Here is a 17,671-nt window from a genome sequence, read left to right on the forward strand (position 1 = left end):
CCGCTTTCTCCTGCCACATCTGCGCGAGCAGCGTTGCCAGCACATCTCATTGCATCCATCGCTTTGCCCGACCCGGCGTCCGTCATTTCGAGAATCCCGGCACCGCTTCACGCGATGCAAAACCACCGATGAACGAGCGCCACACCGGTCCGTCCCGCCGCTCGGATTGCTCGCCCGGCGTGGCCGGAAGTACCGCTCCTTTTGCAATCGGCGAGACCAGATGCGGCGTTACGACGATCACCAGTTCGCGATCGTTTTGCGTGTACTGCAGGGTCTTGAAGAACGCGCCGATAACCGGCAAATCACCGAGCATAGGGACCTTGTCGATGTTCGAGGACGTTTCGCGATCGATCAATCCGCCAATCACGAAACTCTCGCCGTCGCCGAGTTCGACCGTGGTATCCGCCCGCCGCGTAGTGATCGCCGGCACTGATATGCCGTTGATGGTCAACGCATGCTGAAAATCAAGCTGGCTTGCTTCGGGCGCGACTTTGAGCGCAATGCGGTTCGCTCCGAGCACGGTCGGCGTCACCGTCAGCCCGATACCGTAGGGTTTGTAGACAATGCTGATCGTGCCGAGCGACTGCGGCACGGGCACCGGAATCTCGCCGCCGGCGAGGAAACTCGCGCTCTGTCCGGACAACGCGACGAGCGTCGGTTCCGCCAGCACGCGTGCGAGGTTGTTCGATTCAAGCAGGCTGAGGTTCGCGAAAATACCCCGGGAACCCAGGTTCACAATCAGGTTGAAGGCGCTGCTGATAGGCGACGCGGACACAACCTGTAGATTGGTAGTCGCGCCGCCTGTGTACGACGACATCGATGAAGGCGCGAAGGTGCCGAACGCAAATGCGTTGTTCTGCTTGAAGAGATTAAAGCCCGCTTCCTTCAGCACGGACTTGCTGAACTCGACCACTTTCACATCAACCTGGACAACGGGACTGGTTGCTATCGTGGAGGCATCGAGGACCGTGCCTCCTTTCGCACCCTTGTCCCCTCCAGTAGCAAGCGGGTCAGATGAGCTGTCGTTTTGCGACCCGGCATCTTTGCCTTGCGACTCTGACGAGCCCGCACTCCTAGCGACCGATTCCTTCGCCACGGCCACGGCGAGCTGGTGTGATTCCATGCCCGCAGCGGACCCGGTGATCACCGCTGTGCGGCCAAGCACGTTGACCGCAGGGGTATCGCTGCCGAGCAACTCGCGGGCTGCTAGCGTGGTGACGTTGATCGTGTAAGTGTGCGGCGTCGCTTGACCGCGCTCCCACACCATCATCTCCGTGCGTCCCGCGCTTTTTCCGACCAGCAGCAAACCGCCGTTCGCGCCGCCATTGCTCTTGAGCCAAAGCACATCGGCGACCGAGGGGTCTCCCACGGCCACACGCTGCAACGTGCGTCCCATCGCAATTTGCTTCTGAGTGCCAACCACAATATCGATGATCCGCGACGCAGCAGAGTCGGTCGTGCCTGCTGCCGGCATGGAAGTCTTTGCACCGGCGAGCGGCGCTGCCGCGCACGTGCCTATCAGCGCGGCGAGCAACAACTGGCGCGCGCCAGACACACCGCGTCCTCGATAGAAACTCTTGGCTTTCATGATTTTTATATATCGACTACATACTGCGTTGTCGCCATACGGCGGCATGGCCCCGAACTTCCTTTTAATGCTTGCTACTCGTCCTTCTAACTTTGTTTACGGCGGCGCCATCGTTTTCAGTACGCCAATTTTTCCCTATGTGCACCACGAATCAACTCAAGATCATTCGACACCGCCTGAACACGCGGCGCGCGCGCCGCAGGCACGTAAGGCATGGCCGGTAACGCCGGAATAGAAGACGGGCGCGCCGACCGCTCACCGTGGGCACCCGCCAGCGCCTCCAGCGACAGCCCCGCAGCCGCACGCGATGCACCATCGTTCGACATCCTTTTCGATGCAAGAAGCGGCGCCATGGCGAGTGGTTCGGCTGTGTCTGTATCGGCGGGATTGCGCAGCGCCAGCACCAGGCGGCCTGCACCCTCCGCGAGGGTGAGCGCGTCGATATCCGCAGTGCGCACGGCCAGCACCGCCGTCCTCGCACCCGCGCTGCGCGAGGCGTTAGCCGCGTTGGATGCATTAGCCGCGACGTCCGTTGCGTCCGACGTGCCGGGAACGGTCGCGTCACCGAAACTGAGCACGCGAACCCTCGACAACAACAGCCGCGCTTGCGTTGCATCCACCTCTCCATTCGTGCCCAGGCCGGCGGACATATCGCGCTTGAGCATGAAAAATACATCGACGAAATTGCCGGGTCGCACCCGGTTGCCCACCGCATTACCTTCGTCCACTCGGACCGCGATAGCCCGTTCGCCGGACGCGATGGCATCGGCGAGTCCGGTCGTGAGGTTGGCCTCGGAGAGCGGCATATTGGCGCCGATCGCGGCCAGCGGCACGCGCCCGACGAGACCCGTTGCGTCAGCGAATTCACCGGTTCCACGCGATGGCGCCATCCGCAAGGTCAAGGCATCGGCGTCGATCGGTTTGCCGGCCGGCAGGTCGCGTGTCGCCACGACCACCGGAAAGCTTGCCTGCCCCTGCACGATTTGCGGTACCGGCGCCGGGGGACGACGCGAGATCGACCAAGCGAAAATGCCGAGCAGCACGGCAAGTGCGATCAGGGAAACAGCGAGGATGCGGGTAATGTTGGCCATGATCGTGTGGGTTATTTCAAGCGTGAACAACGCCTAAAACAGGTTCTCCGGGTTCAATTGCACCATCGCACTTGCCGTGAGACTTTTCGGCACCGGCAGCCCGATCAAAGGGAGTGACGGCACCAGCGGTCGGCTTGCGTAGTCGTAGTTGAGCGCCACCTCCACGCATTGCATCGACGTGTCGAAGCTGCATCCCGCGTACGTCGCCGTGCATGGAGCGCTGCTTGCGAGCCAGTTCACAAGACCCTTCGCCGTCGCGCAAGCCGCGCTCGCGCGCAACGCGAGCGCGGCGGTCGCGTTGGTCGCGCCGGGCTGGTAGCGCAACGCAGCGCGTGCTCCCTCCGATGCAGCCAGCGTCAGTGACTGCTGCGCGACGAAGACCATGCTGTAGGTGACGATCGCGTAGAACACCAGGAAGAACAGCGGAAACACAATGGCGAACTCCACAGCCATGGATCCTCGCTGCGTCCGCCGTCGAGTGTTCCTTGCCTTGGTATGGGCCGGGGAATGCGCGTGATCACGGCGGCTGGCGTCGGACGCGACGGGTCGCGCAGATTTGAGAGCGGTCATCGGGCGGCCTCGAAGACGTGCAGCGTCAGAATCCCTATCGCGGACACGGCGAGCAACGCGGCGTACGGTGTTGCGCGGCGGCCTCGAACACTAAAGGTGTATCGGGATGATCGTTCGGCTCTGCTCCCGGTCACGTCATGAGAGCGGTTCGGGTAGTCATCTGAATTTGATGAGGATTCCGATGAACTTTCTACACTCTCGCGCCTTCGCTCGATCACCGCCGACGCAAGCAAAACCAGCGCATGAATACCGGCGGCAATGCTGGCCATGATCCACAGCGCGGGTAATGCGTGAAAGCCGCACCATGCGCCTAGCGTGGCGAACACCTTGACGTCGGCGGCGCCCATCAGGCCAATCAGGTAGAACGGCAAGAGTGCAAGCAGTCCGGCTGCGAGACCCAGAGCGGCATCGAACAGGTCGATCTGAAATGGCGAATGGCCAATGGCGACAAGCACGCCAGCCGCCACCAGTCCCCCAATAACGAGCCAATTGGGAATACGGCGCCACCGGCAATCGAATAAAACGATCACGAGTGCCCAGCCAATGAATAACGTGGCGTTAGTCATGATATGAACTCGCTTCAACCAGGCAAGCAAATCCCGCCGACCGTTTTTTAAAGCGGTCGATTGAAGAGAGCAGGCATCACATTGACTAACCGCCGGTTGCCCACGCGCGAATTAATGCGACACGGCTTATCCAGCTATACCGGAGCAAATACCGGTATAAGCGTAAGCTGCCACGTGAGAAAAGTGTGAGCCTTCGAGCCAGCCGAGGCGATGCTTCAGGTTCCGCCGAGCGTGGTCACGATGGCGGTGAACGCCTTTGTCAACGCCCCGGTGAGCGAGCCTATCGACAACGCGAGTGCAGCCGCTATAAGCCCTGCGATAAGCGCGTATTCAATGGCAGTGACGCCGCGTTCGTCTTTGACGAAGCTCTTGATGAAATTAGACATGACGCATTCCCTCGGATATTTTTAATGGCCGCATGGCAAATGATCCGGCATTTTTTTGGGTCGCTGCCAGCGGGTTCTCTCTTCCCCGCGGGCGTTGCTCCCATGCCTGGATGCGCGTCGCTGCGCGCGATTTTCAATCGCCGTTTCTCTCAAGTTCTAGACGTGTAATCGATGCTGCTTCCAGCAGTCGGGATGTTAAATGATGCATCCCTGAAACGATTTATAGCCGAACGCTATCTCGAAATCAATGGGTACCGCGCAATAATTTCATCAGTTGTTACCCTTGATCGGTAAGCTTTGTGCGATAACAACGCTTTGTACTCAAACACTTACCAGCGTTCGTCAAATTTTGTTGGATTAACCGAGCGGTCTGTCGGCTAACAACTTGATGAACGAAAGCGCTCTCATTAACTTTTATAAAGTTTTATCTAGCGTGTACTCTCTAGTTCGTGCGCGTTATTTCGCTTGCTCAATGACGACGCCCTATTAGTCGTTGTTCGCACTGCCGTTGAATGATTGAATAGTGGGCACGCTAGAAACCCGCGGTTGTGATCACGGATCGCGGATCGCGAGTCAAGCATTGAACACGTTGCCGCACGCGTAACGGGTGTTACGGCGTGAGGCGTAACACTCTCAACCGCACGTTACGTTACGTGATACCTCAACGCGGCGTCGCTGCATTTCCTCCAGACCCCCAGACCACCGGCAAAGCCATGCCAGGCTTTATATCGTCTGGTTGGTAACGTGTGCATGCCGATCGTTCGTCATCCTCCATACAAATGGCACGCGTCCTGCAATAAGACGATGGCAGTTCTAAAAAGCAAAAAACTAAATCCATCCGAGGGCGTTATGAAAACCATCCATATCCAAAGCGGCGCTTTGCGCCTCACCTTCCTCACCGCTGCTATCGCGGCCATGTTGACCCTTGGCGCCTGCGGCGGCTCGGGATCAACCAGCAAACAATTAGGCAGTTCGGGATCCGGAGCAATACCGACCACTGGCGGCTCAGGTAGCGGCTCAGGTAGCTCAGGTAGCTCAGGCGGTTCAGGCGACGGCGGCGGAAGCACCACGGTCGGCGGTGGCACCGACGGCGGCGGCACTGGCACCGCTATAGGTGCGGGTGGTGGCGCGGGCACGGGCAGTGGAGGCGCAGGTGCTGGCGGCGGGACGGTCGTGGCCGGCGGAGGCACGGGCGGAGGAACTGGCGGTTCGGGTGGCGGCTCAGGTGGTTCAGGTGGTTCAGGCGGCGGTGGCGGAGGCGGAACAGGCGGCGGCACGTCGGTGATAGCTCCGGTTGCGGCCGTAGCTGGCGGCGCGGGTAACGTCGTATCGGCAGCGGGCAATGCAGTGACGGACGTAGGCACGGTAATCGGCGACGCGAAAATTCCCGGCGTCAGCTCCGCCACGACACAGGCAGCAGGCGGCGTCGTCTCGCATCTGGGCGACGCGGTCGATGCGCTGGGAACTGGTGTCTCGACGGGGCTCGGCCAGATTGGTTCGAGCGCTAATCCCGTAGGCACGACGCTCGCCAGCACCGGCAACGTGGTTCAACAAGCCGGCGCGGCCGTCAGTAGTACCGGCGATCTGGTAACCAGCGTCGGCAGCGGCGCCCTTTCCCCGCTCGCGCCTGTAACAACGCCATTGGGCAACGTGGTAGGCACCCTCGGCAACGCCGTCACGCAAACTGGCGGTGCACTTGGCACAACGCTTTCCACCGGCGTAGTCAACCAGGTCACGCAGCAGGCCAGCACGGCGATCACACCGATCACCGCGTTAGCCGGCGCGCTGACGCAGACCGTTGGCTCCGCAACCGGCCTCGGCGCACCCACCGACAATCTGCTCGCCATGCTCGGTGGTGTGTTGAAGTCGACGGGCGGCACGGTCGCTTCAACAGGCGACAATCCGCTTGCGACCGGCCTTGGCGGCATCGTGTCCACGACGGGCAGCACGCTCGCGTCGGCCGGCGGTCTTGTGAACGGCACACCGGGCAGCAACCCCTTCTCACCAGTCACCGGCATCCTCTCAGGCCTGACGGGGGCCGCAGGTGGGACAGGCGGATCGAGTGGCCCACTCGCGCCCGTCACGGGCCTCGTGAGCGGCTTGACGGGTGGTCTGACAGGCGTTGGCGGTACGGGCGCAGCAGGCGGCGCGCTCTCTCCGATAAAAGGGCTGGCCGGCGGCGTTGCAAGCACGGTCTCAAGCCTTGGCGCCGCACCGGGATCGGCCGGTCCGTTGGCGCCCATTGCGGGCTTGGTCAGCGGCGTGACGGGTGTCGCAGGCGGCGCCGGTTCTGCACCGGGTGCAGGTCCGACCGCGCCTCTTACCAGCTTGCTCGGCGGCTTGACGAACACCGTAGGCGCAGTGGCCACCAGCGTAACCACACCTGTAGCCGGCGTAGTAGGCGCCACCACGAGTGCCCTGACCGGCGCAACATCGGGCTCTGGGACGGGCGCAGCCAACCCGGTTGGCGGGTTGCTCGCATCGGTCACCGGAACAGTCGTTGGCGCAGGCGTAGGCGTGGGGGCCACGACGACGAAGTCGCCGTCGACGGGTGCAACGACAACCACCGCCGGCGCAGGCGTTGGAGTAGGTCTCTTGAGCACCACAAGCGGCGGTACGGCCGGCAGCGCGCTAAGCAATCCGCTGGGTGGCGTCACCTCGCTGCTGGGCGGCTTGCTCGGCGCGCATAACAAGTGATCTGACGCTGCCACGAAGCTTGGGCCTCGTTGCTTGTCACCCGGAGCGATAACTCGAGGCCATCGGGTCCGTGACCCGGACCGCCCCAAGTTCGGGTCACGGTTTGAAACATGCGTTCGTCACGTCCTCGCGACGAGGAGGTCGGGTACCGAAACCCCTCAACGATCCTTTCAGTGTCCGGTAAACATTTCGTCATCCCCGGCGCCGCCCTCGGCGCCGGGCTCGCTTCCGGCCGGACATTTTCTGCGTGCATTCAAAGACCATCCAAGACCACTAGGACAACCGATAATCCCGAATAGATCGAGCCAGCAACAAACAAAGCCAAAGGTTATTGCTACAAAGAGCCGTAATACAGAGGCATGCAATAGAAGCATTAGAAGTCGTACCCAGCATTAACGATGACGAACGCAGCAGGACCACGGGTCATGTCGATCCGGCCTCCTCCGCAGTTCTCACGAAAAAAACCACCGAGGGCCGTACCGTGAATATCAAAGAATGGAAATGGACGCTGCTGCTTGCGGCGGTGTCGGCGCATGCCGTCCAGGCGCAGACCAGCGGGCAGCTCGCGCGGCCCGCACTGGCGGGCAATCCACTGGATGCGTTGCCGCAAGTGAACGCGCCGCAAAAACCACCGGCCGTGACCGTCGATGTCCAGCCTCAGACCCCGCACGTCCAGGAACTTCTTGCACGTCATCTGACGCCACAGAAGATTGAAGTGGAAGGTGTAAAAGCCATTCCCTTCGATGAAGTCGCGCAGCGCTTCACTCCGCTCGTGGGCAAGGACGTCACCATCGGCGAATTGATGGAGACGGCGAGCGGCGTGACCGCGCTCTACAAGGAACGGGGTTACGCGCTCTCCTTTGCTTTCGTGCCCGCGCAGACCTTCGAAAACGGCGTCGTACGCGTCACCGTGGTCGAGGGTTACGTCGCCGATATCAAGATCAAGGGCGATCCCGGCACCGCTGAGAAACGCATTCGCGCGATTGCTGACCGGATTCGCGCAGACCGGCCGCTGCGGCAAGAAACCTTCGAGCGTTACGTCAATGTGCTGGGCCTCACGCCCGGCGTGAAGATCGCGGCGACCGTCGCGCCGCCGCAGACCACCGACGGCGCGACCACGCTCGATCTCGATGTCGAGCGCAAGCCGTTCAATATCGCGACCGGCATCGACATGAATCATCCCGGCGTGCAGGGCATTGTCACCGCGACGGAAAATGGCCTGCTCGGCCAGGGCGAAACGCTGGGGGTCTCCGCGCTACTGCCAAAGGGCCGCAACGATCAAACCTATTTCGATGTCAACGGCTCGCTGCCAATAGGCACCGATGGCTTCACCGTCAAGGCAGATGCTTCGCATTACTACGGACATCCCGTCGATAACCCCGGCCTGCCATCTTACGTCGAGCGCACGGTCGTCAATGACAAAGCGGGCTTGTCCGCGTCGTATCCGTTCGTGTTGAGCAACACGCGCAGCCTGATAGGCACGGTGGGCGCATACGCTTCGCACGATGAGGACCGCTACAAGAACACGATCACGGGCGCACAACTTGGGCAGCGCTCGCAAGTGCGTGTGACGACTTTGCAACTCGACTACACCGGCGTGGATACGGGAACTGTCCGGCGTGCGAGCTTGAACGTCGCGAAAGCGTTCGATGTACTTGGCGCATCAAAGTCGGCGGACACGAATATCCCGGGCGTTATTACGACCAACCCCGCATCGCTCACATTCGTGCGAACAGGTGCGACCGTTTCGCAGACCAATGAATGGCCGTTCAAGATCCGCACTTCGATTGCAGCAACCGGGCAATACAGTGCGAGCTCCTTGCCGACATCGGAACAGATTGCGTTTGGCGGCCAACGCTTCGCGCTGGGTTATCAGCCGGGAGAAGTATCGGGTGATTCGGGCTGGGCCGCGTCGGCGGAAATCAACCGGCCGTTTGCGATCGGACTGGCGTTCCTGAAGATCTTCACGCCCTACGTTACCGTCGACACCGCCCACACGTATCTTCACACCGCCGGTGCGAAACCAAGCCGCCTTGCATCAGTCGGAGTCGGTTTCCGGATCTCCGATGCCAAGTACTACAGCCTGGATTTATCGCTGGCGAAACCCGTTGGCGATGCACCGGTGGAAGGGAACGGCTCGCGCAGCCCGCGCGTCAACGCGACCTTCTCCTACCAGTTCGATTGAATGGGACAGGCTCAGGCGAACAACCTGTCCGACTAGAGGGTTTGTACAAAACGCTCCCCATGCTTTGTCGTATTCTGTCCGGCACGCGGCACCCGCGATAGCCGGCCACAGCCGGCAATAATGACGACATGGCCAAAGAAATAAGAGACGTTTTACCTCAAGGAGGAAGCATGACGGGATTTACCGAACGCGCGCATCGGCATGTGGGACGCATCCTGCTTGCCGGTGCACTACTCGCCTCAGGCGCAGCCAGCATGGCGCAGGCGGCATCGCCTGCGGGACTCTGGCAAACCATCGACGACAAGACTGGTCAGCCCAAGGCGCTTGTGCAAATCGTCCAGGACGGCGACGGCACGCTCACCGGCAAGATCCTCACCGGCCTCGGCAGCAATGACGACCCCACTCGCCGATGCACCGCCTGCACGGATTCACGCAAGGACCAGTTGATGAAAGGCATGACGATCATCGACGGCATGAAACCCGATGGCGATACGTGGGACGGCGGACAGATTCTCGACCCCGAGAACGGCAAGCTGTACAAATGCAAGATGCACCTGGATGACGGCGGACAGAAACTCGTGGTGCGCGGCTATATTGGCGTATCGCTGCTCGGACGTTCACAAACCTGGGTTCGGCAGCAGTAGACAGCAGGAACGCTGCGTCTGAATATGTAACGCATAAAGAAAACCCGGCTGGAGACGTTAAGTCTCCAGCCGGGTTTTTTATTCACGGGTGAGCGTCAAGCCGCGCGGCGCACACCGTCCCGCAGATATTCAACTGGTTCTGGGCTGAGCGGGCCGAGCGGAACGAGTGGCATAAGCATTGGCCTTGCGTCGCCATGCCACGCGGCATCTGCCGCAATCGCATGGCCGCCCAATCCCTCGGGCAACTCCGTTGGTACTCGCATGCGCGACGTCATCAACGAATACAAACCTTCACTCGCCACGCCGAACAACTGCAGCATCACCCGCCCGAGCACACCGGAGTCGTGCCATGCCTTGAAGCGCCGGTGACACGTCTGATACGACGGATATTTACGCGGTAACGTTGACCATGAAGCGCCGCTATACATCACCCAGAGCACGCCATTGAGCACTGCTCGCGTATTGGCGAGCGGGCGCCCGCGCAACTCGGAACGGGGCCGCAACTCTGGCAACAACGGCGCGACCATTTGCCATTCTTCGTCGGACATATCGCGGTAAGGCTTCATGGTTCTCTCCAATCACAAGTAAGTGATTAGAAGATACCGATCTGTCCGGTACCCCGGAATAAGACATGTCCGAATCTTGAAATACGCTCCAAAGCCTTACGGCAGTGAGCTCACGTCGAAATTATGAGTCTCGCATTGTCAATTCGGCCGTTCGGCCAACGCTAAGTCAATGAACCAGGTCAACGAGCTCAGGTCAGCGATGTATCCACCAGCCGGCGCTCCGACTCCAGATATTCCTTCGACTGCATCTCGGTGATGCGCGACACCGTGCGGGCAAACTCGTTGGCCATCGGACCTTCCACGTAGAGTTCTTCCGCCGGCACCGCCGCCGACATCAACAGCTTCACCTTGTGGTCATAGAACACGTCGATCAGCCACGTAAACCGCCGCGCCTCCGACGCATTGCGCGGCGACATCTTCGGTACCTCGGAGAGAATCACCGCGTGGAAGCGGCTCGCCAGTTCGAGGTAATCGTTCTGTGAACGCGGGCCGCCGCAGAGCGTCGCGAAGTCGAACCAGACCACGCCGTCGGCTTTGCGTAGCGCCTTCAATTCACGCTTCTCGATGCGCAAGATCGGGCTTTCGTCCGGCACGGCGGCCAGCTTCGCGAAGTCGGCACGCAGCGCTTTGTCAGCGGCCGCGCCCAGCGGCGTGTGATACGCCGTCACTTGCGACAAAGTACGCTTACGATAATCCGTGCCGGCATCGACGTTGATCACGTCCAGCTTCGACTTGATCAGCTCAATGGCGGGCAGCAACCGGTCGCGATGCAAGCCATCCGGGTAAAGCAAGTCCGGGTCATAGTTGGACGTCATCACGAACTGCACGCCGGCGCCAAACAAGCGGTCGAGCAGCCGATAAAGAATCATGGCGTCGGCAATATCCGAGATGTGAAACTCGTCGAAACAGATCAACCGATAACGCTTCGCCACGCGTCGCGCGAGTTCATCGAGCGGATCGGACGTGCCCTTCAACTCTTCCAGCTCACGATGCACCTCACGCATGAACTCGTGGAAATGCAGGCGCGTCTTGCGCTGAACCGGCACGACCGCGAAGAAGCTGTCCATCAGGAAGCTCTTGCCGCGCCCCACGCCGCCCCACATGTAGACGCCACGCGGCAAATCCGGGTGCGAAATCAGTTTCTTGAACGCGTTCGAGCGGCGCGCTTTGTAAGCGACCCACTCGTCGTAGCAGCGTTGCAAACGTTCGACCGCGGCCAGTTGCGCTGCGTCCGACTGATAACCCCGCGTCTGCAGTTCGTTTTCGTAGTATTCGCTAACGTTCATGATGCGGTTCATGGTGCGAGGTTTTTCAAGGCAAAGAAGCTAAGAAAGCTGAGGGCCGTGGATAAAACAAAGGCGAGCGGGAAAACTCCCGCCCGCCTTCGTCCTGCTGCTCAAACGATGCTGCAATTACATATTGAGCGCGCGTTTATCGACGGCGAGCGCTGCTTCGCGCATCACTTCCGACAACGACGGATGCGGATGGCAGATCCGGCCGATATCTTCCGATGCCGCCTTGAACTCCATCGCCACAACCGCTTCAGCGATCAGGTCCGACGCATTCGCCGCGATGATGTGGCAACCGAGCAGTTCGTCGGTCTTCGCATCGGCGATCATCTTGACGAACCCGTCCGCCTTGCCGATACCCAGCGCGCGGCCGTTCGCCACCATCGGGAACTGGCCGGTCTTGATCTCGCGGCCTTCAGCCTTGAGCTGCTGTTCCGTCTTGCCGACCCACGCAATTTCCGGTTCGGTGTAGATCACCCACGGAATGCAGTTGTAGTCGATATGCGGCTTCTGACCGTCGATGATCTCAGCCACCAGCACGCCTTCGTCTTCCGCCTTGTGCGCGAGCATCGGGCCACGCACCACGTCGCCGATCGCGTACACGTTCGGCACAGTGGTCGCGCAATGGTCATTCACAGGAACAAAACCGCGTTCGTCCGTCTTCAGGCCGATCGCTTCCAGACCGAGATTGTCCGTGTTCGGCACGCGGCCGATCGACACGATCAAACGGTCGGCGTCGAGCGTCTGCGCGTTGCCGTCCTTGTCCGTGTACGCCACCGAAACGCTTGAATCCGTCGTTTTCACTTCGCCGATTTTCACGCCGAGATGAATGTCCAGGCCTTGCTTCTTGAATTGCTTCGCAGCTTCTTTCGCGAGCGAGTCATCGCATGCGCCGAGGAACGCGGGCAGCGCTTCGAGCACCGTCACGTCCGCGCCCAAACGACGCCACACCGAGCCCAGTTCCAGCCCGATCACGCCGGCGCCAATCACGGCGAGCTTCTTCGGCACGGCATCGAACGACAGCGCGCCTTCGTTGTCCGCGACAATCTTGTTGTCGACCGGAATGCCCGGCAGATGACGCGCCTTCGATCCCGTCGCGATGATCACGTTCTTCGCCGTCACGGTTTCGGTTTCCGCTTCGCCGCTCACTTCGATCTGCACGCCGGCGTCCGTCTTGCCCGTGAACTTGCCATGACCCTTCAGCCACGTGATCTTGTTCTTGCGGAACAGGAACTCGATGCCCTTCGTCATCTTCTCGACAATGCCTTCCTTGCGGGCAAGCATCTTCGTGAGATCGAGCTTAACGTCGCTCACGTTGATGCCGTGATCGCCGAGGTGATGCAAAACGTTTTCAAATTCTTCCGACGATGCCAGCAACGCCTTCGACGGAATGCAGCCCACGTTGAGACACGTGCCCCCAAGCTTCAGGTTACCGGCCGGGTTCTTCCAGCCTTCAATACACGCAACCGACTTGCCGAGCTGCGCTGCACGAATCGCCGCGATGTAACCACCAGGGCCTGCACCAATCACGACGACATCAAATTCTTTGGACATGACTATCCTTCTCTTGTTGGATACACGACGCACCGGGCCTACCGAACGCGCCATGAGTCCCAAATAAGGTTTTACTGCCAGATTTAAAGGGCCAACAACGGCTTAGATGTCCAGCAACAAGCGAGACGGATCTTCCAGCGCATCCTTCATCGCGACCAGCGACAACACCGCTTCGCGGCCGTCGATGATCCGATGGTCGTAAGACAGCGCCAGGTAGTTCATCGGACGAATCACGATCTGGCCGTTCTCGACCACCGCGCGTTCCTTCGTTGCGTGCACGCCCAGAATGGCCGACTGCGGCGGATTGATAATCGGCGTGGACAACATGGAACCGAACACACCGCCGTTCGAGATCGAGAACGTACCGCCCGTCATTTCTTCGATAGACAGCTTGCCGTCGCGTGCCTTCACGCCGTATTCAGCAATCTTCTTTTCGATGTCAGCCAGGCTCAATTGATCCGCATTGCGAACGATCGGCACCACGAGACCACGCGGCGAGCCGACAGCGATACCGATATCGAAGTAACCGTGATAAACGATGTCGTTTCCGTCGATCGACGCGTTGACCAGCGGGTACTTCTTCAGCGCGTGGACAGCGGCCTTCACGAAGAACGACATGAAGCCGAGCTTCACGCCATGTTCCTTCTCGAACTTGTCCTTGTACTTGTTGCGCAGGTCCATCACCGGCGCCATGTTCACTTCATTGAACGTCGTCAGGATGGCGTTGGTCTGCTGCGATTCGAGCAGACGCTCGGCGATACGTGCGCGCAGACGCGACATCGGCACGCGTTGTTCCGGACGGTCCTTCAGCCATTGATCAGCGCCCGGCGCCTTCACGTCCGGCAGGGACGGCTTGGCGGCCTTGGCAGGAGCGGCGGGCTTTGCAGCAGGCGCGGAGACCGCAGCGGAAACAGCCGGCGCGCCTTGCGTGGCGGCCAGTGCATCGCCCTTCGTGATACGGCCATCGCGGCCCGAACCGGAAACCTGATCGCTCGAGACGTTCTTCTCTGCCAGGATCTTCGCAGCCGATGGCGAAGCCGAGGTGTTCGAAGCCGAAGCGCTCGCCGTTGCCGGTGCAGCTTCCTGTTGCGGTTGGGCGGCCGGTGCCGGCTGCACTTCGGCAGCGCCTGCGGCGGCGGCGACGGGCGCTGCGCCCGCTTTCGCATCCGTATCGATCGTCGCGATCAATTCTTCTGCCGTCACTATGTCACCGTCATGCTTGATCACTTGCCCCAGCACACCTGCAGCCGGTGCCGGCACTTCCAGCACGACCTTATCTGTTTCAACTTCGACGAGAATTTCGTCGATGGCAACAGCTTCGCCAGGCTTTTTCTTCCACGTCAGCAAAGTGCCTTCGGATACGGACTCAGAAAGCTGGGGAACCTTGACTTCTACGATAGACATTATGTTTTTTCCTGAATGTATCTGGGTACAACGTCAATTCCTGGAGAGTTCGACGCCGTCAATTTCTGGATGACCAGAGCGTGTCAATGCAGCGCGTCTAACCAATCAATGGCGAGCGCTGCTTGTGCATTCCACGTTCAAAATCGAAACTTGAATCACAGGACAGCGCGCGAAAAACCGGGGAGCCGCTAACAGCGGCGCTCCCCGGTCACAGCCGTTACTTCGAGATCGTCTGTGCGCCCTTCAACCGGCCAAACGCGCCTTCGATCAGCGCCTTCAGCTGCTCGTAGTGTTTCGCGTAATAGCCGACTGCCGGGGATGCCGATGCCGGACGGCCGCTGTACGCCAGCTTCTGTCCTTCACGCATGCCTTCACGCAGATGATGCTCGACGTAGAACCAGGCGCCCTGGTTCTGCGGCTCGTCCTGTGCCCAGACCACTTCGTTCGCATTTTCGTATTTCTTGATTTCCGCGTCGAACTGCTTGTGGGCAAACGGATACAACTGCTCGATACGGATGATCGCGACGTCGTTCGCCTTCGCTTCGCGACGATGCGCCACGAGGTCGTAATACACGCGACCCGAACACACGATCACCCGCTTGACCTTCTTCGGCTCGATCGTGCCGTCCACTTCGCCGATGATCGGCTGGAACGAGCCCTTCGCCAGTTCCGACAGATCCGACACCGCTTCCTTGTGACGCAGCAGCGACTTCGGCGTGGCGACGATCAGCGGCTTCCTGAACAAGCGGATCATCTGACGGCGCAACAGATGGAAAATCTGCGCCGGCGTGGTCGGCTGGACCACTTGCATGTTGTGGTCCGCGCAAAGCTGCAGGAATCGTTCGATACGCGCCGACGAGTGCTCCGGACCTTGACCTTCATAACCGTGCGGCAGCAGCATGGTGAGACCCGAAACACGACCCCACTTCACTTCGCCCGACGAGATGAACTGGTCGATCACGACTTGCGCGCCGTTCACGAAGTCGCCGAATTGCGCTTCCCACGCGACCAGCGTGTTCGGTTCCGCGGTCGAATAACCGTACTCGAAACCGAGCACCGCTTCTTCCGACAACACCGAGTCGATCACGGTGAACTTCGCCTGACCTTCAGCAATGTTCTGCAGCGGAATGTACGTGCCGTCGTTCCAGCGCTCGCGGTTCTGATCGTGCAGCACAGCGTGACGATGCGTGAACGTGCCACGGCCCGAATCCTGGCCCGTGAGACGCACGGCATAACCCGATGCCACCAGCGACGCGTAAGCCAGATGCTCGCCCATGCCCCAGTCGAGCTTTGCTTCGCCACGGCCCATCGCGCGACGATCGTTGATCACGCGCTCGACCAGCGGATGCACCTTGAAGTTATCGGGAACCGTGGTGATGCGGTCCGCGAGACGCTTCAGTTCAGCCAACGGAACGGCTGTATCAGCGGCGTCGGTCCACTTGCGGTTCAGGAACGGAACCCAGTCCACCGCGTACTTGCTCTTGTAGTTCGAGAGCACCGGATCGACCGTGTGATGACCATCGTCCATTGCCTGGCGATACGCCTTCACGTAACCATCTGCGTCTTCCGCCGTGATCACGCCTTGCTGCACGAGCTTTTCAGCGTACAGCGCGCGCGTACCCGGATGCTTCGCAATCGTCTTGTACATCAACGGCTGCGTGACTGCCGGCGTGTCCTGCTCGTTGTGACCTAACTTGCGGAAACAGATGATGTCGACAACCACGTCCTTGTGGAACTGCATGCGAAAATCGATAGCCAGCTGCGTGCACAGCACGACCGCTTCCGGATCGTCGCCGTTCACGTGCAGCACCGGCGCTTCGATCATCTTCGCCACGTCCGAGCAATACAGCGTCGAACGCGCATCGCGCGGGTCGGACGTCGTAAAGCCGATCTGGTTATTAATGACGATATGCAGCGTGCCGTGCGTGCCGTAACCGCGCGTTTGCGCGAGGTTCAGCGTTTCCATCACCACGCCCTGACCGGCAAACGCCGCGTCGCCGTGGATCTGGACCGGCAGCACTTGCAGGCCGTCGATGTCGCCGCGGCGATCCATCCGTGCCTTGGCCGATCCTTCGACCACCGGGTTCACGATTTCAAGGTGCGACGGGTTGAACGCGAGCGACAGGTGGACCGGGCCGCCGTCGGTTGAAACGTCCGACGAGAAACCCTTGTGATACTTCACGTCACCGGCCGGCAGGTCATCGACGTGTTTGCCTTCGAATTCGGCGAAGAGATCAGCCGGCATCTTGCCCAGCGTGTTCACCAAAACGTTCAAACGCCCGCGGTGTGCCATGCCGATGATGATTTCCTGCACGCCCGCAGCGCCGGCGTGACGAACGACTTCGTCCATCGACGCGATGAAACTCTCGCCGCCTTCCAGCGAAAAGCGCTTCTGGCCGACGTACTTCGTGTGCAGGAAACGCTCAAGCCCTTCGGACGCCGTCAGGCGCTGAAGAATGTGCTTTTTCTTGTCGGGGGAGAAATTCGGGGTGGAGCGGATCGATTCGAGCTTTTCTTTCCACCAGCGCTTCTGTTCCGGATCGCTGATGTACATGAACTCGGCGCCGATCGTGCCGCAGTACGTGTCACGCAATGCCTTCACGATCTCACGCAGCGATGCCTGCTCGAAACCGAAATACAGGTTCTGCGCATGGAACATCTGATCCATGTCGGCTTCGGTGAAGTCGTAGAACGCGGGTTCGAGCTCAGGAATAGCTGGGCGCTCACGGCGCTTCAGCGGATCGAGGTTGGCCCATTGGGAGCCGAGGAAACGGTAAGCGCCAATCAGCGACTGGACGTAGACCTGCTTGCGCGCGGTCGCCAGATCACCACTACTTTCGCGCGGCACGAAGCCGTTCGATTTCGCGCGTTGCGCGAACGATTCGACGATCGGGCCGTGGGCCACGTCGTTGTGATTCGTCCCATCCGATGCAGGCACGTTCTGCAACGCATCGAAATAGGTACGCCAGGTCTCGGGCACTGACGCGGGATTATCGAGATATGCCTCGTACTGTTCTTCAACATACGGGGCATTACCGCCGAACAAATAGGAGTTCAGCTGGGAATTCTTCATCATTTTTACGCTCACCTTTCTTCGAGTTTCTCGAGAAATAGCGGGTTACTCAACCTTC

General features: G+C 60.2%; 13 protein-coding genes. 3 read left to right on the forward strand and 10 right to left on the reverse strand.

Annotated features, from left to right (window positions below; translation table 11 throughout):
* Positions 1–82 precede the first annotated feature (82 nt).
* The 5 genes from ACMX25_RS17650 to ACMX25_RS17670 all read right to left on the reverse strand — a co-directional run bounded on the left by ACMX25_RS17650 (position 83) and on the right by ACMX25_RS17670 (position 4,201).
* Positions 83–1,474 (reverse strand): type II and III secretion system protein family protein, encoded by a 1,392-nt coding sequence (locus ACMX25_RS17650; RefSeq protein WP_414951486.1) that lies wholly within the window; start codon positions 1,472–1,474, stop codon positions 83–85.
* A 230-nt stretch (positions 1,475–1,704) separates the two neighbouring features.
* On the reverse strand, positions 1,705–2,679 hold the full coding sequence (gene cpaB / locus ACMX25_RS17655) for a Flp pilus assembly protein CpaB (protein WP_414951309.1): 975 nt from the start codon (positions 2,677–2,679) through the stop codon (positions 1,705–1,707).
* A gap of 33 nt (positions 2,680–2,712) precedes the next feature.
* On the reverse strand, positions 2,713–3,132 hold the full coding sequence (locus ACMX25_RS17660; RefSeq protein WP_414951311.1) for a TadE/TadG family type IV pilus assembly protein: 420 nt from the start codon (positions 3,130–3,132) through the stop codon (positions 2,713–2,715).
* Positions 3,133–3,245: 113 nt separating this feature from the next.
* Positions 3,246–3,815, reverse strand: coding sequence for an A24 family peptidase (locus ACMX25_RS17665; RefSeq protein ID WP_414951313.1), 570 nt, complete (start codon positions 3,813–3,815; stop codon positions 3,246–3,248).
* Between the two features lie 215 nt (positions 3,816–4,030).
* Positions 4,031–4,201: a Flp family type IVb pilin gene (locus ACMX25_RS17670; protein WP_414951315.1), complete on the reverse strand. Its 171-nt coding sequence runs from the start codon at positions 4,199–4,201 to the stop codon at positions 4,031–4,033.
* An 849-nt stretch (positions 4,202–5,050) separates the two neighbouring features.
* On the opposite strand from ACMX25_RS17670, the gene ACMX25_RS17675 reads away from it, so the two are divergent.
* The 3 genes from ACMX25_RS17675 to ACMX25_RS17685 all read left to right on the forward strand — a co-directional run bounded on the left by ACMX25_RS17675 (position 5,051) and on the right by ACMX25_RS17685 (position 9,727).
* Positions 5,051–6,898: a collagen-like triple helix repeat-containing protein gene (locus ACMX25_RS17675; protein WP_414951317.1), complete on the forward strand. Its 1,848-nt coding sequence runs from the start codon at positions 5,051–5,053 to the stop codon at positions 6,896–6,898.
* Positions 6,899–7,379: 481 nt separating this feature from the next.
* Complete coding sequence (locus ACMX25_RS17680) at positions 7,380–9,083, forward strand: ShlB/FhaC/HecB family hemolysin secretion/activation protein (RefSeq protein ID WP_414951319.1); 1,704 nt, start codon at positions 7,380–7,382, stop codon at positions 9,081–9,083.
* Positions 9,084–9,253: 170 nt separating this feature from the next.
* Positions 9,254–9,727 (forward strand): DUF2147 domain-containing protein, encoded by a 474-nt coding sequence (locus ACMX25_RS17685; protein WP_414951321.1) that lies wholly within the window; start codon positions 9,254–9,256, stop codon positions 9,725–9,727.
* Between the two features lie 95 nt (positions 9,728–9,822).
* Here ACMX25_RS17685 and ACMX25_RS17690 read toward each other — a convergent pair whose 3' ends face one another.
* From ACMX25_RS17690 to ACMX25_RS17710, 5 genes are all read right to left on the reverse strand, one after another.
* Positions 9,823–10,293: a transposase gene (locus ACMX25_RS17690; RefSeq protein WP_414951322.1), complete on the reverse strand. Its 471-nt coding sequence runs from the start codon at positions 10,291–10,293 to the stop codon at positions 9,823–9,825.
* Between the two features lie 188 nt (positions 10,294–10,481).
* Entirely contained in the window at positions 10,482–11,579 is a 1,098-nt protein-coding gene (zapE, locus tag ACMX25_RS17695) for a cell division protein ZapE (RefSeq protein ID WP_414951324.1), read from the reverse strand.
* Between the two features lie 126 nt (positions 11,580–11,705).
* Positions 11,706–13,136: a dihydrolipoyl dehydrogenase gene (gene lpdA, locus ACMX25_RS17700; protein ID WP_414951326.1), complete on the reverse strand. Its 1,431-nt coding sequence runs from the start codon at positions 13,134–13,136 to the stop codon at positions 11,706–11,708.
* Positions 13,137–13,238: 102 nt separating this feature from the next.
* Positions 13,239–14,540, reverse strand: a complete 1,302-nt coding sequence (odhB, locus tag ACMX25_RS17705) for a 2-oxoglutarate dehydrogenase complex dihydrolipoyllysine-residue succinyltransferase (protein ID WP_414951328.1) — start codon at positions 14,538–14,540, stop codon at positions 13,239–13,241.
* Positions 14,541–14,757: 217 nt separating this feature from the next.
* On the reverse strand, positions 14,758–17,616 hold the full coding sequence (locus ACMX25_RS17710) for a 2-oxoglutarate dehydrogenase E1 component (protein ID WP_414951330.1): 2,859 nt from the start codon (positions 17,614–17,616) through the stop codon (positions 14,758–14,760).
* Between the last annotated feature and the right edge of the window lie 55 nt (positions 17,617–17,671).

Origin of the sequence: Caballeronia eucalypticola (genome assembly GCF_047608185.1) — a bacterium.
Taxonomy (GTDB): domain Bacteria; phylum Pseudomonadota; class Gammaproteobacteria; order Burkholderiales; family Burkholderiaceae; genus Caballeronia.